General features: G+C 68.7%; 19 protein-coding genes. 10 read left to right on the top strand and 9 right to left on the bottom strand.

The features are described 5' to 3' along the window. Both P3H15_RS22720 and P3H15_RS22715 read right to left on the bottom strand, forming a co-directional pair. On the bottom strand, positions 1–852 hold the full coding sequence (locus P3H15_RS22720) for a CoA ester lyase (RefSeq protein WP_206015285.1): 852 nt from the start codon (positions 850–852) through the stop codon (positions 1–3). A gap of 83 nt (positions 853–935) precedes the next feature. Further along, positions 936–1,349: a lipopolysaccharide assembly LapA domain-containing protein gene (locus P3H15_RS22715; RefSeq protein WP_276139303.1), complete on the bottom strand. Its 414-nt coding sequence runs from the start codon at positions 1,347–1,349 to the stop codon at positions 936–938. Positions 1,350–1,463: 114 nt separating this feature from the next. On the opposite strand from P3H15_RS22715, the gene rlmN reads away from it, so the two are divergent. Then, positions 1,464–2,573, top strand: coding sequence for a 23S rRNA (adenine(2503)-C(2))-methyltransferase RlmN (rlmN, locus tag P3H15_RS22710; protein WP_276139302.1), 1,110 nt, complete (start codon positions 1,464–1,466; stop codon positions 2,571–2,573). Between the two features lie 82 nt (positions 2,574–2,655). Here the strand turns inward: rlmN and P3H15_RS22705 are convergent, their stop codons facing one another. Then, entirely contained in the window at positions 2,656–2,925 is a 270-nt protein-coding gene (locus P3H15_RS22705; RefSeq protein WP_276139301.1) for a DUF2631 domain-containing protein, read from the bottom strand. Positions 2,926–3,066: 141 nt separating this feature from the next. On the opposite strand from P3H15_RS22705, the gene dxr reads away from it, so the two are divergent. The 8 genes from dxr (at position 3,067) to P3H15_RS22665 (ending at position 10,822) form a co-directional block, all read left to right on the top strand. Then, the gene (gene dxr, locus P3H15_RS22700) at positions 3,067–4,224 is read left to right on the top strand and encodes a 1-deoxy-D-xylulose-5-phosphate reductoisomerase (protein ID WP_276139300.1); all 1,158 of its coding nucleotides are present in this window, start codon (positions 3,067–3,069) and stop codon (positions 4,222–4,224) included. 6 nt (positions 4,225–4,230) lie between these two features. Next, positions 4,231–5,451, top strand: a complete 1,221-nt coding sequence (locus P3H15_RS22695; RefSeq protein WP_276139299.1) for an RIP metalloprotease — start codon at positions 4,231–4,233, stop codon at positions 5,449–5,451. 41 nt (positions 5,452–5,492) lie between these two features. Next, entirely contained in the window at positions 5,493–6,650 is a 1,158-nt protein-coding gene (ispG, locus tag P3H15_RS22690; protein WP_276139298.1) for a flavodoxin-dependent (E)-4-hydroxy-3-methylbut-2-enyl-diphosphate synthase, read from the top strand. 94 nt (positions 6,651–6,744) lie between these two features. Further along, entirely contained in the window at positions 6,745–7,581 is an 837-nt protein-coding gene (locus P3H15_RS22685) for a GNAT family N-acetyltransferase (RefSeq protein WP_015890310.1), read from the top strand. Positions 7,582–7,635: 54 nt separating this feature from the next. Beyond that, the gene (locus P3H15_RS22680) at positions 7,636–9,450 is read left to right on the top strand and encodes a penicillin-binding transpeptidase domain-containing protein (RefSeq protein ID WP_276139360.1); all 1,815 of its coding nucleotides are present in this window, start codon (positions 7,636–7,638) and stop codon (positions 9,448–9,450) included. Between the two features lie 157 nt (positions 9,451–9,607). After that, complete coding sequence (locus P3H15_RS22675) at positions 9,608–9,913, top strand: hypothetical protein (RefSeq protein WP_276139297.1); 306 nt, start codon at positions 9,608–9,610, stop codon at positions 9,911–9,913. 1 nt (position 9,914) lies between these two features. Continuing rightward, positions 9,915–10,391 (top strand): GyrI-like domain-containing protein, encoded by a 477-nt coding sequence (locus P3H15_RS22670; protein ID WP_276139296.1) that lies wholly within the window; start codon positions 9,915–9,917, stop codon positions 10,389–10,391. Positions 10,392–10,393: 2 nt separating this feature from the next. Further along, complete coding sequence (locus tag P3H15_RS22665; protein ID WP_276139295.1) at positions 10,394–10,822, top strand: AraC family transcriptional regulator; 429 nt, start codon at positions 10,394–10,396, stop codon at positions 10,820–10,822. Positions 10,823–10,866: 44 nt separating this feature from the next. On the opposite strand, the gene P3H15_RS22660 is transcribed toward P3H15_RS22665, so the two are convergent. Together P3H15_RS22660 and P3H15_RS22655 are read right to left on the bottom strand one after the other, a co-directional pair. After that, entirely contained in the window at positions 10,867–12,288 is a 1,422-nt protein-coding gene (locus P3H15_RS22660) for an APC family permease (protein WP_276139294.1), read from the bottom strand. A 53-nt stretch (positions 12,289–12,341) separates the two neighbouring features. Then, positions 12,342–13,208: a LuxR C-terminal-related transcriptional regulator gene (locus P3H15_RS22655; RefSeq protein ID WP_276139293.1), complete on the bottom strand. Its 867-nt coding sequence runs from the start codon at positions 13,206–13,208 to the stop codon at positions 12,342–12,344. A gap of 116 nt (positions 13,209–13,324) precedes the next feature. On the opposite strand from P3H15_RS22655, the gene P3H15_RS22650 reads away from it, so the two are divergent. Next, positions 13,325–14,944, top strand: coding sequence for an AMP-binding protein (locus tag P3H15_RS22650; protein WP_276139292.1), 1,620 nt, complete (start codon positions 13,325–13,327; stop codon positions 14,942–14,944). A 65-nt stretch (positions 14,945–15,009) separates the two neighbouring features. Here the strand turns inward: P3H15_RS22650 and P3H15_RS22645 are convergent, their stop codons facing one another. Genes P3H15_RS22645 through P3H15_RS22630 form a run of 4 tightly spaced genes read right to left on the bottom strand, consistent with a single transcriptional unit; the run spans position 15,010 to position 18,881 of the window. After that, positions 15,010–15,795, bottom strand: coding sequence for an iron ABC transporter permease (locus P3H15_RS22645; RefSeq protein ID WP_276139291.1), 786 nt, complete (start codon positions 15,793–15,795; stop codon positions 15,010–15,012). After that, positions 15,770–16,675 (bottom strand): 2-aminoethylphosphonate ABC transporter permease subunit, encoded by a 906-nt coding sequence (locus P3H15_RS22640; RefSeq protein WP_276139290.1) that lies wholly within the window; start codon positions 16,673–16,675, stop codon positions 15,770–15,772. Before P3H15_RS22640 ends, P3H15_RS22645 begins: the two co-directional genes overlap by 26 nt. Beyond that, a complete protein-coding gene (locus P3H15_RS22635) occupies positions 16,672–17,841 on the bottom strand; it encodes an ABC transporter ATP-binding protein (RefSeq protein WP_276139289.1) in 1,170 nt (389 codons plus the stop codon). The genes P3H15_RS22640 and P3H15_RS22635 overlap by 4 nt, the downstream gene beginning before the upstream one ends. 2 nt (positions 17,842–17,843) lie before the next feature. Then, positions 17,844–18,881, bottom strand: coding sequence for a 2-aminoethylphosphonate ABC transporter substrate-binding protein (locus P3H15_RS22630; RefSeq protein WP_276139288.1), 1,038 nt, complete (start codon positions 18,879–18,881; stop codon positions 17,844–17,846). Positions 18,882–19,012: the final 131 nt, after the last annotated feature.

The following is a 19,012-nucleotide window of genomic DNA, read 5'->3' as shown; positions in this document are numbered from 1 at the left end:
TTACCGCGGTGCGATGTGGAAGAGCTTGGCGAGCGCGTTGATCTTCTTGGCCTTCGCCAGCTTGGGGAGGTCGCTGCCGTCCCGTACCCGGGAACCGTCCTCGCCGAGGTCCGCGATCACGTCGCGTGCCCATTCGGCCTCGGCCGGGGACGGACTCAGTGCGTCGTTGACCGGAGCCGTCTGCGCGATGGTCATGCACAGCTTCCCGGTCATGCCCATCGACAGGGTGAGCGCCGACGCGCGGATCAGCGCGTCGATGTCGGTGCCGAGGGTGGGGCCGTCGATCGGCGGTGCGATCCGGGCGGCCCGGCTGGCGACCGTCAGCCGGGAGCGGGGATACGCCATCGCCAGCGGTGAGTCGTCCATGCCGGTGTCGCGACGGAAGTCGCCGCTGCCGAACGCCAGGCGGAAGGTGGCCTCCGTCCGGGCGATCTCGGGTGCGGCCTCGAGCCCCATCGCGGATTCGACGAGAGCGAGCACCTTCGTGCCCTCGGGGAGTCGCTCGGCGGTCGCGTCGACCTGCATCCCGCTCTCGGTCTTGGCGAGCATGACGCCCTCGAGTCCGGGCACACCGTGCAAGGCTGCCAGGTCGTCCGCCCAGTAGGGCGTGGTGGCGTCGTTGATCCGCACCCACGCGCGGCGGTTCTCGCCGAGCCACGCGACCACGTCGGCCCGGGCCCGGGGTTTGCGGTCGGGAGTGACGGCGTCCTCGAGGTCGAGGATCACCGCGTCGGCGGCGCTGGTGTGTGCCGCCTCGAAACCTTCGGGTTTGCCGGCGGGAACCAGCAGCCAGGATCGTGCTTGTTCAGCTGCGATGCGCGGTGCCACAGTCGTCTCCATGTCGGCCTTCACAGTCGTGCCGTTCCGGTGATATCCACGACAGTAATTCTGCTCGCAAGGCGGCGGCGCAATCCACTTGCGTAACTATTGTTCAGTTAGAAATTACTGTTCAGACGTCGCTGCCGGTTCGCCGCCCGCCGGATCTGGATGATGCGGACACCGCCCGCGAGGGCCATGATCACCGCGCCCGCAATCGCCGCGAACAGCAGAGTGACGCCCAGCGGGAGCGTGAAATCCCAGGCGAACAGCTCGAGGGTCACGCTGTCGAGGTTCTGCAGAATGAACACGAGAAGCAGTACCAGAACGACGATTCCGATCACCAGGCCGGTCCAGGTGGCACCCACCCGCGTGTGCTTGATGCCTTTGCGGCGGGCGATGTCGGGATGCTCGGTGCCTGCCGGTGACGTGTCGGGCTGTGCCGGGTCCGTCGGCGCCGCTCCGGTACCGGGACCACGACCGGCCGGGACGTCCGGTGGGAAGTTCGAGGGGTCGTCCGGTGTTGTCGACATGAGTTGATCTTCACCCACCTGGGCGGGTTCCGCATGCGCATCGGGCGGCGAAACAACGTCGATCAGGCATCCGCACGACAACGACCCCCGAATCAATGGGACAATGGAGAAACTATGGCTGTCTCGCTTCCCCTCGTTTTCACCGCGCCCCGGCGTGGGATGCCCCCCAAGCATCTCGCGGACCTCGACTCCACCGAGCGGCGGGAGGCCGTCAAGGAGCTGGGTCTGCCCGGGTTCCGGGCCGACCAGCTGGCCCGGCAGTACTACGCGCGGCTCGAGGCGGATCCGGAGAAGATGACCGACCTCCCGGCCGCCGTGCGCGAACAGGTGGGCGCGGCGCTGTTCCCGACGCTGCTCACCCCCGTCAAGCACCTGGCCTGCGACGGTGGCGACACCCGCAAGACGCTCTGGAAGGCGAACGACGGGACGCTGCTGGAAAGCGTCCTCATGCGCTACCCCGACCGCGCGACGCTGTGCATCTCCAGTCAGGCCGGGTGCGGAATGGCGTGCCCGTTCTGCGCGACCGGTCAGGGCGGGCTGCAACGCAACCTGTCGACCGCCGAGATCGTCGACCAGGTGCGTGCCGCGGCCGCGGCCCTGCGCGACGGTGACGTCCACGGCGGTCCGGGCCGGTTGTCGAACGTCGTGTTCATGGGCATGGGGGAGCCGCTCGCCAACTACAAGCGCGTGGTCGCCGCGGTCCGCCGCATCACCTCGCCCGCCCCCGACGGCCTCGGGTTGTCGCAACGCTCGGTGACGGTGTCGACGGTGGGGTTGGCGCCCGCGATCCGCAAGCTCGCGGACGAGGACCTCAGCGTGACGCTCGCCGTGTCCCTGCACACCCCGGACGACGAACTGCGCGACACCCTGGTCCCCGTGAACAACCGCTGGTCGGTGGCGGAGGTCCTGGACGCCGCCCGCTACTACGCGGACAAGTCCGGTCGCCGGGTCTCCATCGAGTACGCGCTGATCCGGGACGTGAACGATCAGCCGTGGCGCGCCGACATGCTGGGTAAGAAACTGCGCAAGGCGCTCGGACCGCTGGTGCACGTGAATCTGATCCCGCTGAACCCCACACCGGGCAGTGAGTGGGACGCGAGCCCGAAGCCGGTGGAGAAGGAATTCGTCCGGCGCGTGCTGGCACAGGGTGTGTCCTGCACGGTGCGGGACACTCGCGGCCAGGAGATCGCCGCCGCCTGCGGCCAGCTCGCGGCCGAGAACTGAGTATTTCGTCACGCAGGCCGATACGACGAAACCCCTCGTCCCCGAGTTATCGGAGACGAGGGGTTTCGTTCGTGGTTCGGTATTACCGGGGCTTGCGCCGCAGGACGATGTCACGAATGAGGATGAAGAACATCACGGCTGCGCACGCGATCAGCCACAGGTCCTCGACCAGGCCGGTGTGGTTGCCGATGATCATGAGCAGCAGGAACACGGCGAAGAACCATCCGAAGAACCGGAACGTCTTCGGCGCCTCACCGCTCCAGCCCCATGCCGCCGACGGGACCTCCGCGGTGTCGATGTGTGCGGCCACGATGGGGTCGCTGGACGAGGGCTCCAACTGGGTACCGGCCACGATCGATCCTCCTGCAGATTCGGTTGCGCTACTCGACATATCGTGACATACGACTGCCCGTCGTATGTAGTGGGGCCATCCATGGCGGGCGGTCCGCATTCGATCAGGAACAATGGGCAGGTGATCAGGAACAATGGGCAGGTGGATGAAAACAGGCCCACTCGCGTCCTGCTGCTCGGCAGCACAGGTTCGATCGGCACCCAGGCGTTGGAGGTGGTGGCCGCCAACCCGGACAAGTTCACGGTGGTGGGGCTCGCGGCCGGTGGCGGAAACGTCGAACTGCTGGCCCGGCAGATTCGCGAGACGGGTGTGTCGTCCGTTGCAGTCGCGGATCCGGGCGCGGCGGCCTCGCTGGCTCTGCCCGGCGTGCTGAGCGGACCGGGCGCCGTCACCGAACTCGTGCGGACGACGGAAGCGGATGTCGTGCTCAACGCACTGGTCGGTTCGCTGGGCCTGGAGCCGACCCTGGCCGCGCTCGGGTCCGGGGCGCGGCTCGCGCTGGCCAACAAGGAGTCGCTCGTCGCAGGCGGGCCACTCGTGACGGCGTCCGCGGCGCCGGGACAGATCGTGCCGGTCGACTCCGAGCATTCGGCGCTGGCCCAGTGCCTGCGCGGTGGCAGCGCGGACGAGGTGGACCGCCTGGTCCTCACCGCCTCCGGCGGACCGTTCCGAGGCTGGACGGCCGACCGGCTGGAATCGGTGACACCCGAGCAGGCCGGCGCCCACCCCACGTGGTCGATGGGGCCGATGAACACGCTGAACTCGGCGACCCTCGTCAACAAGGGGCTCGAACTGATCGAGACCCACCTGCTGTTCGGCGTCGACTACGACCGGATCGACGTCACCGTGCACCCGCAGTCCATCGTGCACTCGATGGTCACGTTCACCGACGGCTCGACGCTCGCGCAGGCCAGCCCACCCGACATGAAGCTCCCGATCGCGCTGGCCCTCGGCTGGCCGCACCGAGTGGCGGGCGCCGCCGCGGCCTGCGACTTCAGCACCGCATCCACCTGGGAATTCGAGCCACTCGACTCGCAGGTTTTCCCCGCCGTCGACCTCGCCCGCGAGGCGGGCAAGGGTGGGGGATGCCTCACCGCCGTCTACAACGCTGCGAACGAGGTCGCCGCTCAGGCATTCTTGGACGGGATCATCCGGTTCCCGCGCATCGTCCGCACCGTCGCCTCCGTGCTGTCCGAGGCGGACGAGTGGTCGGCGCCACCGGCTACCGTGGAAGACGTACTGGCCGCCGACGGCTGGGCACGTGAGCGAGCACGTCAGCTCGTGAAGCAGGAAGGCTAGAACTGCATGGTGTTCGCAGTGGGCGTTGTTCTCTTCGCCCTCGGGATCGCGTTGTCGATCGCACTTCACGAAGCGGGGCACATGTGGGTGGCGCAGGCCACCGGCATGAAGGTCCGCCGGTACTTCATCGGCTTCGGACCCAAGGTCTTCTCCTTCCGCCGCGGTGAGACCGAGTACGGGCTCAAGGCGCTCCCGCTCGGCGGGTTCTGCGACATCGCCGGGATGACGGCGCTGGACGAACTCGAACCGGACGAAGAAGACCGGGCCATGTACAAGAAGCCCACCTGGAAGCGCCTTGCGGTGATGTCCGGCGGCATCGGCATGAACTTCGTCCTCGGCCTCGTGCTGGTGTACGTCCTCGCCGTCGGCTGGGGCCTGCCCGATCTGAACCGGTCCACCGACGCGGTCGTCGGGTCGGTCGGGTGCGCGGCGCCGACCCAGGGTCCCGGCCCCGACTTCGCCCTGTCCGAGTGCACCGGCCCGGGCCCCGCCGAGCAGGCGGGCATCAGGACCGGCGACGTCATCACCGCGGTCGACGGCAAGGACACGCCGACGTTCGCCGACGTGGCCGCCGCGACCCGGCCGCTGTCCGGTCCGGTCGACTTCACGATCGAGCGGGACGGCGAGGAGCAGACGATCGTCGTCCCGGTCCAGCAGGTGCAGCGCTGGGTCCAGGAGAAGGGCGAGACCGAACCGCACGAGGCGACCGTCGGTGCGATCGGTATCGGCGCGACCCCGAGCGTCGTCGAGCACTCGGCCCTCTCCGCGGTTCCCGCGTCGTTCGAGTTCACCGGCGACATGTTCGTGATGACCGCCGAGCGGATGGTGCAGATGCCGAGCAAGGCCGTCGACCTGTGGCACGCGGTCACCGGCGGCGAACGCGACCCGGAGACCCCGATCTCGGTGTACGGCGCGAGCGTCATCGGCGGTCAGATCGCCGAACAGGGCATCTGGGAAGCATTCGTGCTGCTGCTGGCGAGCCTGAACTTCTTCCTCGGAATGTTCAACCTGCTTCCGCTGCTGCCGCTCGACGGCGGGCACATGGCGGTCACCGTGTACGAACGGGTCCGGGACTGGTTCCGCAGCAGGCGCGGGCTTCCGCGCGGCGGACCCGTCGACTACATGAAGCTCCTGCCCGTCACCTATGTGGTGATCGTCATAGGCGGCGCATACATGCTCCTCACACTGACCGCCGACATCGTCAACCCGATCAAGCTCTTCCAGTGATCGCTAAACTCGGACTTGAAGCTACGAAAGAAGGCACCCACGTGACCAGCCCTGTCGGATTGGGTATGCCCGAAGGCCCGGCCGCCGTTCTCGCACCTCGCCGCAAGACTCGCCAGCTCCAGGTCGGATCTGTCGGTGTCGGCAGCGACTTCCCGGTATCCGTGCAGTCGATGTGCACCACCAAGACGCACGACGTCAACGCCACGCTGCAGCAGATCGCCGAACTCACGGCATCCGGTTGCGACATCGTGCGCGTCGCCTGCCCGCGGCAGGAGGACGCCGACGCGCTCGCGACCATCGCGAAGAAGAGCCAGATTCCGGTCATCGCCGACATCCACTTCCAGCCGCGGTACATCTTCGCCGCGATCGAGGCCGGCTGTGCCGCCGTCCGCGTGAACCCCGGCAACATCAAGGAGTTCGACGGACGCGTCAAGGAGGTCGCGAAGGCGGCAGGCGACGCAGGCATCCCGATCCGGATCGGCGTCAACGCCGGATCTCTCGACCCGCGGCTGATGCAGAAGTACGGCAAAGCGACGCCGGAGGCGCTCGTCGAGTCCGCGCTGTGGGAGGCGGGACTGTTCGAGGAACACGGGTTCGGCGACATCAAGATCTCGGTGAAGCACAACGACCCGGTGATCATGGTCGAGGCCTACCGGCAGCTGGCGGCGCAGTGCGACTACCCGCTGCACCTGGGGGTGACCGAGGCCGGTCCCGCGTTCCAGGGCACGATCAAGTCGGCGGTGGCGTTCGGCGCGTTGCTGGCCGACGGCATCGGCGACACCATCCGGGTGTCGCTGTCCGCCCCGCCCGCCGAGGAGATCAAGGTCGGCACGCAGATCCTGCAGTCGCTGAACCTGCGGCCCCGGAAGCTCGAGATCGTGTCCTGCCCGTCGTGCGGGCGCGCCCAGGTCGACGTGTACACGTTGGCCGACGAGGTGACCGCCGGACTGGAGGGTATGGAGATCCCGCTGCGCGTGGCCGTCATGGGGTGCGTCGTCAACGGTCCCGGTGAGGCCCGCGAGGCCGATCTGGGTGTCGCGTCCGGAAACGGCAAGGGACAGATCTTCGTCAAGGGCAAGGTCATCAAGACGGTGCCGGAGGCGCAGATCGTCGAAACGTTGATCGAGGAAGCGATGCGGATCGCAGAGGAGATGAAGGGCGACGCGACGTCCGGATCTCCCGTCGTGACGGTCAGCTGACCCGGTGCCCGCAGCGGGCTACGAAACGTCTCCCGTTTCCGGCGAGTTCGTGGCAATCTGGTGGGCAGGTCCACTAGCTGACAAGGTTGGGTAGATGCTCAAGCTCCTCGGTGCCAAACAGTTGAGCAGTCGGGACGCAGCACACGTGCTCCGCGTTCTCGACGCCGATCCTGTCGCCGCCTGCATGGTTGCCGCTCGCGTGGAAGAGGGCGGTATCGATCCCCGGATGATCCACGGAGAGTTGTGGAGTCGGGGCGGGCCGCTCGAATCGTTGTGCTTCTCCGGCGCGAATTTCGTGCCGCTGCGGGGCAGCATCGACGACATGCGGGCGTTCGCCGACCGCGCCTGTCGCACGCCGCGCATGTGCTCGTCGCTGGTCGGGCGGGCCGAGTTGACGTTGCCGTTGTGGGAGATGCTCGAGCTGGATTGGGGGCCTGCCCGCGAGGTCCGGCCCGATCAGCCGCTGCTGGCGCTGGCGAGTACGCCGCAATGCCGCCCGGATCCGTTGGTCCGCCAGGTGCGGATGCACGAACTCGAGCAGTACCTGCCTGCCGCGGTCGCGATGTTCATCGAGGAGGTCGGCATCGACCCCCGCGCCAACGACGGCGGTCGAGGATACCGGCGCCGTGTCGCCAATCTCATCGCCGCAGGCCGGGCGTGGGCGAGATTCGAGGACGATCAGGTGGTGTTCAAGGCCGAGGTCGGTTCGGTGTCCGCGCGGGTCGGGCAGATCCAGGGCGTCTGGGTGCACCCGATGTACCGCGGACACGGGTTCGGCGCGGCGGGCACCGCCACGGTCGCGGAGGCCGTCATCGCGGAGGGCCGCATCGCCAGTCTCTACGTCAACAGTTTCAACACGGTGGCCCGCAGCGCGTACGCACGCATCGGCTTCAGGCAGGTCGCGACATTCGCCACAATTCTCCTGGACTGACGCGCTGGCCCGCCTACCGTGTCGGCGGTGTCCGCCGACATAGCATGGGCGGCGATGAACCTGCGGCCACACTCTCGCTCCCGCGTCGTCCAGTCGATCGCCCTCTGCGGCGCCGCTGTGCTGACGGTGGGTCTCGCCGCGTGCACGCCGAGACCGGACGGTCCGGAACCGGCGGCGCAGGCGTTTCTGACGGCGTTCGCCGAGCAGGATTCGGAGCAGGCCGCCGACCTGTCGGACCGGCCGGACGTGGCCCGCCAGGCCCTCGAGTCCGCGTGGACGTCGCTGCAGGCCGAGTCGCTCGACGCCCGGACGACGGACGTCGACGTCAGCGGTGACACGGCCACCGTCGGGTACACGTACGAATGGCATCTGCCGAAGAACCGGGTCTGGACGTATTCGGGTGAACTGCAGATGGGGCGGCGCGGCGGCGACTGGGCCGTGCGGTGGAGTTCCACCAACGTCCATCCCCGGCTGGGGGACCGGCAGACGATGTCGCTGCGGTCCACCGCAGCCCCCCGGGCGCGGGTCAACGAGCATTCCGGTTCGGACGTCCTCGTCCCCGGCGTGGTGTACCGCGTGAAGTTCGATGCGGCGCAGTCGGGCAACGTGATCGGCAGCGCCCAGTCCCTCGCGTCGGCGCTCGTCACGTTCGACACCACGCTCACCGCGCAGTCGATCGCCGAATCGGCGACGGCGGTCAAGGGCGACTACCTCGTCACCCGGTTGCGGTCGGACGATTACGAACAGGTCGCCGGTGTGCTCGGCGCCATTCCCGGGGTGAGCGTGTCCGACGAGGCGGACCTCGTCGCGACCGACCGGAACTTCGCACCGGATCTGGTCGGCCAGGTGAAGAAGACCGTGATCGACGAAGTCGACGGCAAGGCCGGCTGGAGCGTGGTCACGGTCAACCAGAACGGGGTGGACACGGACGTGCTCACCGAGACGGCGCCGCAGACCTCCCCGTCGTTCTCGATCAGCCTGGACCGTCCTATCCAGATCGCCGCGCAGAACGCCGTCAATGCCCGCACCGACCAGACCATGATGGTCGTCATCCAGCCGTCGACCGGCGACGTGCTGGCCGTCGCGCAGAACAAGGCGGCGGACAAGGACGGACCGGTTGCGCTCACCGGCCTGTATCCGCCCGGTTCGACGTTCAAGATCATCACCGCCGGCGCCGCGATCTCCTCGGGCATCGCGACACCCGACACGATGGTGCCGTGTCCCGGACGCATCGAGATCGGTGAACGCAGCGTCCCGAACTACAACGAATTCGCGCTCGGCACCGTGCCCATGGCGACGGCGTTCGCCCGTTCGTGCAACACGTCGTTCGCGAAACTCGCCAGCGAGATGCGGCCCGACGCACTGACGGTCGCGGCATCGCAGTACGGAATCGGGCCCGACTACGACGTGGTCGGCCTGCCCACCGACTCGGGTTCGGTGCCGCCCGCCGACGACCTGGTGCAGCGGACCGAGGACGGGTTCGGTCAGGGCAAGGTGGTGGTCAGTCCGTTCGGGATGGCGTTGGCCGCGGCGACCATCGCACACGGTACGACGCCCGTGCCGCGGTTGATTGCGGGGCGGGAAACCAAGATCGACGGGGAACATCCGCCGATCAGCCCGGAGATGGTCGACGGGCTGCGCGGAATGATGCGCCTCGTGGTGACGAGCGGTACCGCCGAGCGGATCGAAGATCAGGGCGAGGTGTACGGCAAGACCGGTGAGGCCGAGGTCGAGGGCGGCTCGCACGCCTGGTTCGTCGGATACCGCGGCGACCTGGCGTTCGCGACACTGGTGGTGCGCGGCGGCAGTTCCGACAACGCCGTCGCCGTCACCCGCGACATGTTCGCCGCCCTGCCCGAGGGGTACTGACCCGGCCGCTGTCCACCGATCGGGGGACGCGGAATTCATCCTGTTCGGGGGCTGATCGGTGGACAGACTTCACCGTCGGCGCCGTCCATAGTTGGTTGCAGAAGGAAGAACCCGCACAGCCGGGATCGAAAAGCCAACGTGGACAGGAAGTCGGACCATGACCATCAGTGCAGAAGCGAATTGCGCGGAGACCGCGAACCGCACCCGGCGGGTGTTGTTCGTCGGGCGCCCGGGCGCCGGCACCGAGCTGACGCGGTGGGTTGCGTTGCGGCAGTGGGCTTCCGACCGTGGAGTCGAATCGATCACCGAATGTGAGGGGGACGTCGTCTGCGCGATCGCGACCGAGGACGTTCTGGACGGACTCTGTTCGCCATCCGATGCGATGGCGATGCAGCTGGCGCGGGCTCGAGGGGTGCCCTGCGTCGGCGTTCGCGACGCACACGTGCTCGAGGACGCGATCTGACATGTCATTCGAGATCATCGAGCGCGGCGAAACCCTCGTGGCCGGGCTGCCCGTGCGCAGCCCCCGGCGGGCGTTGGGACAGCTGAGCGACCCTCGTCTCGACCGCGCCTGGACGAGGGTGCTCCACCACGAGGTCGGCGGGCCGCTCGCGTCCACCTACATCGACTTCGCGCCCGACGTCGAGTCGTATTACACCCAGATCGTCGGGTACGAGTGCGCGACGGTGGACGACGCCACGCGGGGCCACGTCATTTCGCGGATCCCGCCCGGCACGTACGCGAAGTTCTCCTCGCGGGGCATGTTCCCGGACGTCATGTTGCGGCTGTGGGCGCAGGTCAGCGAGGCGGAGGCGCACGGCGACATCGAGCGGACGTACACCGGCGACCTCGAGGCGTATCCGCACGCCTACGCCGTCGACCTGTACATCCCTATCCGTGTGGACGGGTCCGCCGGACCGTCGAAGGCACCAGGTGAGTAGCGATGATCGAAATCGTCAAGAGGCAGGCCGAATCGTTCGTGGGCCTGACCATCCCCGAAGGAAAACCAGGGCGTCCGGGGCCGGGCCGGGAACTCGTCGACTTCACGGTGGAGCGGATCAGGGATCGGGGGATCTCCGAGATCTTCGTCGTCTACGCGGCATCCCCGCCGCCGCGCACGTTCACGGTCGTCGTCGGATACCCGTGCGATTCGACCGACAAGATGGAGCCCGGCGACGTCCTGGTTCGTGTGCGGTCCGGCTACTTCGCCCGATTCCGGTGCGAGGACGAATCGGAACCGGACGCGCTCGCCGAGACGTGGAGCGTCGCCGACTACGCGGCGGCGCGCGGCCGGATCGAACGCGCGTTCACCGAGGATCTGGAGGTGCATCATCCGGACGGGTCGGTCGAACTGTTCCTCTCGCTGCACTGAGCGGCGAACGGCCGGTCGCGGATGCGAAAACCAGTACTGCCGTTTCACTCGTGCTCGGCGAGTTTCTCGGGGTCGATCTCGGGCCCGCCCCTGCCGAGCCTCTTGTTCACGACGACGGTCCCGGCCCACAGCACGACACCGATTCCGAGGAGGATGCCCGCGATCTGGTACTGCACCGCGGGGCGGTCGGCGAAAGGAGTGACGAGGAAGCCGCACGTGAGGGCGCCGATGATGGGCAGGATGGTCGGTACCCGGAAATGCTTGTGCTCCACCGGTTGCCTGCGCAGGACGAGCACGGTGACATTGACGATGGTGAACACGCCCAGCAGCAGCAGCGCCGTCGTGCCGCCCAGTTCGGGGACCTCACCGACGAACGTGATGAGGCCGAACGCGAGGAGCGTCGTGAAGACGATCGCCACGTACGGGGTGCGCCTCGTGGAGTGCACGCGGCCGAGCGGGGGTGGCAGGACGCCCTCCCGGCTCATGCCGTACAGCAGCCGGCTCGCCATCAGCATGTTGATCAGCGCCGTGTTGGCGACGGCGAACATGGTGATGAACGCGAAGATCCCGATCGGGAAGCCGGGCGCCCCGGCCTGAACGACCTTCAGCAGCGGAGTGTCGCCCTCGCCGAGTTCGGCCACCGGCACCAGCGCGATCGCGGTGACCGACACGAACACGTAGATGCAGCCCGTGATGATGAGACCGGTCAGCAGGACCTTCGGGAAGATGCGGCTCGGTTCCTTGCATTCCTCGGCCATGTTGACCGAGTCCTCGAACCCGACCATCGCGAAGAACGCGAGGGCGGTTCCCGCGACGACCGCGCCGAGCGCGGATCGGTCGCCCGTGTCGAACGTGGTGACTCGCGAGAAGTCGCCGTCGCCGACGCCGAGGGCCCACAACCCGATCATGATGATGATCAGGAGTCCGGACAGTTCGACGCAGGTGAGCACGACGTTGGTCTTGACGCTCTCGCTGACCCCGCGGAAGTTGACGAGACCCACCAGCGTCATGAATCCGAGACCGAGCAGGGTGATGCCGATCCCGGTGGAGAAGTCGAGGTGGAACGCCTCGACGAAATTGGCCGCGAACGCCCGCGACGCCGTCGACGCGGACGTGATTCCCGAGCACATCACGGCGAACGCGACCATGTACGTGAGGAAGTGCACCCCGAACGCCTTGTGCGTGTACAGCGCGGCGCCGGCGGCCTTCGGGTACTTCGTGACCAACTCCAGGTAACTGAACGCGGTGATGATCGCGACCACGAACGCCACCAGGAACGGCAGCCACACCGCGCCCCCGACCTGATTGGCCACCTTGCCGGTGAGCGCGTAGATGCCGGTGCCGAGGATGTCGCCGACGATGAACAACAGGAGCAGACCCGGGCCCATGACCCGTTTGAGGCTCGGTTGTTCGGGCGAGTTCGAACCCGGGGTGTTCGAATTCGTGGCGTCCGTTGTCGATCCCATGACCCACCGCCTTTCGCTACCGCCTGCGCCCCTCGTTCGAGGAGGCGCGTTCGCTAGGGGAGCAGCCCGAGCCTGCGCGCGGTGACCACCGCCTCGTGCCGCGACCGTGCGTCGAGCTTGCTCATGGCGCTGCGCAGATAACTCTTCACCGTCTCGGGCCCGACCGAGAGTCGCTGTGCGGCTTCACTGTTGGTGCACCCCAGGGCGACGTGGGACAGGACGTCGATCTCACGCGGAGTGAGGTGGATGCCGGGGTCCTCGTCGGCGCCGCCCGTGTCGGGCCGCAGGATCCCGGCCAGCCTCTGCGACAGCCCACGGAGTCGGGCCTGCAGCGAGGTGTCGGTGACGGTCTGCGCGACACTCCGCAGTTCCGCGTGGATGTCCCGGAGTTCCTCGGTGGTGGCGCCGCCTGCGCCGTTGCCCTCGAGCGTCTTCATCATCTCGAGGCGGCGATCGACCTCGTCCCGGATGGCGATCTCGGTACCGAGGCGCCGCGACGCCGCGACGACGATGTCCGCGGTGCGGTCGCCGATCGGCGCGCAATCGCGGATGGCGGCGTACAGCACCGCGCGCGAACTGCCGTGCACCATCACGGGCACCGCCAGGATGGAGCGGAGTCCCTCGCTGAGGACGGGCCGGTCGTAGTGGTGCGTGATGGTCGAGGCTCTGCCGTAGTCGTTGACCGACACGGGTGTGCGCTGGGCGACCACGCGGCCGCCCAGTCCGGACCGCGCCGGGATGGCGAGCCCCTTGAGGTTGTTGGTGCGGGTGCCGACGAACTCGCTGAGATGGAGGGTGTCGTCCTGGACCTCGCCGGCGAACAGGACCGGCGCAACGCCGTGAGCTGCGATGGCGCGCAGCTCACCACGCAGTGCGTCCCCGTCCCGAGGGCGCAGCAGCGACGGTGCACGAGCAACCAAGTCGTCACCCCTTTCCGGGGGTAGTCACGGCGGTCTGTGAGCTAGATCATAACCGTAGTGGGTTCGGGTGACGGCCCGACCTCTTTACCTGGCCATGAGAACACGAGGAGTACCGCATGACCACCGATCCCGCCGCACGCGTGCGTGAACTGCTGGACCAGTACGACACGCCGACGGCGTCCGCCGCGGAACTGCTGTGTGATCGACACCCCGCCGACGACGTGGCGTTCACCGTCGTCGAAGCCGACCTGTCGTCGACGGACCTCACCTACGGCTACCTGCGCGAGCAGTCGACACGGTTTGCCGCCGCACTCGCGGACCTCGGGGTGCAGCCGGGTGATCACGTCGCGACGCTGATGGGCAAGTCGGCGGAACTGGTCGTCGCGCTGCTCGGGATCTGGCGCCGGGGCGCCGTCCACGTCCCCCTGTTCACCGCGTTCGCGCCGCCGGCGATCGCGTTCCGGCTCGGTGCCAGCGGCGCGAAGGTCGTCGTCTCCGACGCCAATCAGGTCGACAAGCTGGCCCCGGGGGAGGACATTCCCGCGGACGCGTCGTGGCAGGTCGTCGTCGTGGGTGGCGGCTCCGGCGCGCTCGATTTCGCGACGCTCGTGGAATCGCGCGACGTGGCGGACGCGAAGGGCGCGGCCGTCACGGTCGGCGGCGCGGGACCCCTCGTCCAGTTGTTCACCAGTGGCACGACCGGAACCCCGAAGGGCGTTCCGGTGCCCCTGCGCGCACTCGCGTCGTTCCACGCCTACCAGGAGTTCGGCCTCGACGTCCGCAAGGACGACGTGTTCTGGAACGCCGCCGACCCCGGCTGGGCGTACGGCCTGTACTATGCGCTGCTCGGCCCGCTCGCCGCGGGCACCCGCAGCATTCTGCTGCACGCCGGGTTCTCCGCGCCCCTCACCTGGCAGGTGATGGAGCGCTTCGGCGTCACCAACTTCGCTGCCGCGCCCACGGTCTACCGCAGCCTGCGTGCCGATCCCACACCGATCCCCGAGACGGTGAAACTGCGGCGGGCGTCGTCGGCGGGTGAACCCCTCACCCCCGACGTGATCTCGTGGGCCGAGGCCAACCTGAACGTGTTCGTCCGCGACCATTACGGCCAGACCGAACACGGCATGTTCATCGCCAACGCCTGGGCCGACGGGCTGCGGGACGAGGTGCGCGAGGGCTCCATGGGCAAACCCCTGCCGGGGTGGGCGTGCGCCGTCCTCGCGGACGATTCCGACGCCATCGCCCCGCCGCGCACCCCGGGACGGGTCGCCATCGACACCCTGGCCAGTCCGCTGATGTGGTTCACCGGCTACGTCGACGCGCCGGAGAAGACCGCGCAGCGGTTCACCGCCGACGGTCGCTGGTACCTCACCGGCGACGCCGGCCAGACCGACGAGGACGGCTTCTACTTCTTCTCCGCCCGCGACGACGACGTGATCATCATGGCCGGCTACCGGATCGGGCCGTTCGACGTCGAGAGTGTGCTCGTCATGCACGACCACGTCGTCGAGGCGGCGGTCGTCGGGATGCCCGACGAACTGCGCGGTGAGGTGCTCGAGGCGTTCGTCGTCCTGCGCGACGGCATCGACGGGACCGGCGAACTGGAGGTCGAACTGCAGACGCTGGTGAAGAAGAAGTTCGCCGCGCACGCCTACCCGCGCACCGTGCACTTCGTCCCGAGCCTGCCGAAGACCCCCAGCGGCAAGGTGCAGCGGTACCTGCTCCGCCAGAAGTAGTAGGCGGCTCCGCCGCCCGTGCGCGGTTGAGGAGTGTCAGGACTCGTTAACCACGCACGGGCGCGTCAGCGCCTGCGGAGGCGGCCGACGACCAGCAGGGCGAGCAGGGTGACCGCCAGCAGCAGGGTGGTGTCGGCCGCGGCGAGGAACACCCGGCCGCGGTCGGTGAGACCGAAGATGCTCACCGGCAACGTCTTCCAGGTCGCCGGATACAACATCACGGTCGCGCCCAGTTCGCCCATCGACAGTGCGATCGACAGGCCGGCCGCCGCACCGAGGGCCGGGAGCAGCAGCGGCAGGGTGATCCGCAGCAGGACGCGGCCGGGGCCGACGCCGAGGGATTCGGCGGCCTGCCGGTACGCGGGATCGAGCCGGTCCAGTGCCGCCGAGACGGCACTGAACGTGAACGCCAGCACGAGGATGGTGTGCGCCAGGATCACGATCCACTTGGTTCCGCCGAGCAGCAGCGGCCGCGCGTTGAACGCGATCAGCAGACCGAGACCGATCGCGACGGACGGGATCGCGATCGGCAGGTGGAAGACGGCGTCGGTGACGCGGCGCAACCACGCCGGCGCCTCCCGCGCCGCCAGTGCCGCCCACGTCCCGACCGCGAGTGCCAGTGCGCCCGCGATGAACGCCGTCTGCAGGCTGACGGTGAGGCTGGCGAGATTCTCGTCGGACACTGCCGCCGCGAAGTTCCGGCCACCGAGGTCCGAGGGCAGTGGGCCCGTCCAGGATCCGGCGAGGCCGGCGGCGACGACGGTGGCGATCGGTGCCGCGAAGACGACGGCCACCACGAGGCCGAACAGGCTCAGGGCCAGCGCCCTAGCTCTTGTCGTCCACAGCAGCACGGCTGCCTCCCGTCAGGGTCGCGAACAGAAATCGGTACGTGCAGTACAGGGCCAGCGACAACGCCACTTGGACCGTGGCGATCACGGCCGCGCCCGGCAGGTCGAACGTGACGATGCCGCGTGTGTAGATCAGGACGGGCAGTGTCACCACGTCCTTGGCGCCCGTGAACAGGACGATGCCGAACTCGTTGAGGGTGAGCAGCAGCACAAGCGAGCCACCGGCCAGCAGCGCGGGCCAGGCCTCCGGCATCACGACGGTCCGCAGCACCCGCAGCGGCGACGCCCCGAGACTGGCGGCGACGTCGAGTTGTTCGCGGGGGATCTGGGTGAACGCGGCGAGCAGGGGGCGAACGACGAACGGGGTGAAGAACGTGATCTCGGCGGCGATCACCCCGAGTGGGGTGCCGACGAAGTTCAGCGGCCCGTCGGCGTCGCCGGTGATCCGCGCGATCAGTGCGTTGACCGCCCCGGCGGTGCCGTAGAGGAACGTGAACGCCAGGGTGATCAGGAACGACGGCAGCGACAGCACCGCGTCGATCAGCCGCCCCACGACATTCGATCCCGCGAACGGGACGAACGCCAGCACCAGCGCGAGGAATGTGCCGAGGACCAGGCAGCCGAGCGTCGAGAGGGCGGCGATCTGCACCGTCCGCCACAGCGCCGTGCGGAACAGTTCCGAGCAGAGGACGCCGGACCAGGTGTCCAGACCGGAACCGGTGCCGGAGTCGAGAGATTCGGTGAGCACCCGCGCCATCGGGTAGACGGCGAATCCGAGGACGAGCAGCAGGGGTGGGAGCGTCCAGGCGATGGCGCGCCACCGGACCGGTTCGGGCCGGGGCGGGGCCGCCTCGGTGGGCGGACGTTCGAGTGTCGCGGTCATGCCGCCGGCACCAGGACGCTGCCGTCGGAGGGGAACTGGACGCCGACGACGGCGCCCGGTGTGCGCTGGTCGTGACCGGCGACGTCCGCGTCCACCTGCACGCCCTCGAGTTCGTCGACGGCGAGGGTGATCCGTGTGGTCGACCCGCGCCACACCGTCGAGACGATCCGCGCCGCGAACGATCCCTTCGCGCCGGGCGCCGTCAGCCTGACCGCGTGCGGGCGGACGCACAGGAACGCGGGCAGGTCCGACTCCCACGCGACGTGTCCGATGTCGGGTTGCGGGGCCGTCGCGGTGACGGGGACGCCGCCGATGGACACGAGCGCCGACGTTCCGATCACGCGGGTGACGGTGCACGGCAACAGGTTGGCGCCGCCGAGGAATTCCGCGGTGAAACTGCTGGGCGGCCGCGTCCACAGGTTCTCGGCGGTGTCGACGTCCGCGAGCCGGGAGTTGCGCATGACGGCGATCCGGTCGGCCAGCGCCAGCGCCTCGCCCTGGTCGTGGGTGACGTAGAGCATCGCCGTGTCGGGCAGGGCCGCCCGCAACCGGGTGAGCTCGCCGAGCATGCTCTCGCGCAACTGCGCGTCGAGGGCGGCGAGTGGTTCGTCGAGCAGCAGGACCGCGGGCCGGATCGCCAGAGCCCGGGCGATCGCGATCCGCTGCTGCTGTCCGCCGGACAGTTCGCGGGGCAGGCGCTTGCCGTAGGCGGCCATGCCGACCATCTCGAGGGCCTCCGCCACCCGCGCGCCGATCTCCGCGCGCGGCACTCGCCGGGCGCGGAGCCCGAACGCGACGTTGTCGGCGACCTTCATGTGCGGGAACAGCGCGTAGGACTGCACGACGACTCCGATTCCCCGTTTCGCAGGCGGAAGCCCGGTGACATCGCGTGATCCGAGCCGCACCGAACCCGACGTGGGACGGACGAATCCGGCGAGGGCCTTCAGCGCGGTCGACTTTCCGGAACCGCTCGGTCCGAGGAGGGCGACGGTTTCACCGCGGGCGACGCGGAGGGTGAAGTCGACGAGGGCGTGGGTGGCACCCCTGCCGCGTCCGTAGGCGACGGTGACCCGGTCGAACGTAATGGCGGGTGCGGAGTACTCGGTGGCCCCGCGGACCGCGGGGGTGTGGGACGGGTGCGTCCGCCCGGTGGGAATTCCCGACACGATCAGCTCCCGGTGGCCTTCTGGTACGCGGCGACGTCCGAATCGAGTTCGGTGAGTACGTCGTTCCAGTTCGGCGACCACACCTGGACGCCCTGCAGGGCGCGCGCCGGGGCGCTGTCGCTCGCGGCGGCGCGCACGTCCTCGCGGACCGACACGCCGCGCGCCTCGTCGGCGACCGTCTTCTGTGACTCCTCGGACAGCAGGAACTCCATCAACTGCCTGCCCTGCTCGCTACGCGGCGCGCCCTTCGCCAGGCCCATCACGTACGGCAGGGCGACGGTGGTGCGGGTGCCGTCGGCGGCAGCGGGGAAGAAGAGGTCGAACGTCGAGCCGTCGTCGGCGATGGAGGTGAGGTTCATCTGGACGTCGCCGTTGGCCACGAGCAGTTCGCCGTTGCTGACCTTCGGCTGCAGCTTGCCCGTCGAGGACGACGGCCCCACGTTGTTGGCCTGGAGCTTCGCGAGGTAGCCGAGCGCGCCGTCCTTGCCCATCAGGTGCTGCAGGAGCAACAGCACCGCGGTGCCGTCGCCGGCCTGACCGGGGGTGGAGTACTGGATCCTGCCCTCGAGCCGGTCGGACAGCAGGTCGTCCCAGGTGCGGGGAGCGGGCGCCGCCGCAGGGTTGGCGATGAAGGACAGGTAGTTCCCGACGACGGGAACGTAGCGGCCGGCCGGGTCGGTCTCGGCAGCGGGGACGGCGGAGGTGTCGACGCCGCTGGGGACGAGCAGTCCCTGAGCGTCCGCCTTCTGGATGAACGGCGGCAGCGTGACGACGACATCGGCCTGCGGGTTCGACTGTTCCTTCTCGAGGCGGGAGACGACTTCGCCGGATCCGGCTTCCACGAGGTTCACCGCGATCCCGGTCCGGTCGGTGAAGGCGTCGAAACGCGACTGGTACCACCCGGAGAGTCCGTCGGCGCTGTACACGGTGACGGTCTCGGTGCCCGAGCTCGCGGCGGTACCGGTTCCGCCGCAAGCGGTTCCGAGGGTGAGGACGGTCGCGGCCACAGCGGCTGCGGCGATCCGTGGGCGAAGACGCATGACGTGTTCCTAACGATGAGGGGGTCGGTGCCGAGGAGCCTGCCCTTTGGTCTAGACCATTGGGCCACCGTTGGGGGAACGCCAGGTGAACAATTGGTATAGACCATTTTCGGGTACGCTCGGCCGCATGA

Origin of the sequence: Rhodococcus sp. T2V (genome assembly GCF_029269925.1) — a bacterium.
Taxonomy (GTDB): Bacteria; Actinomycetota; Actinomycetes; order Mycobacteriales; family Mycobacteriaceae; genus Rhodococcus_F; species Rhodococcus_F koreensis.
This window is presented reverse-complemented; position numbering and strand designations above follow the sequence as displayed.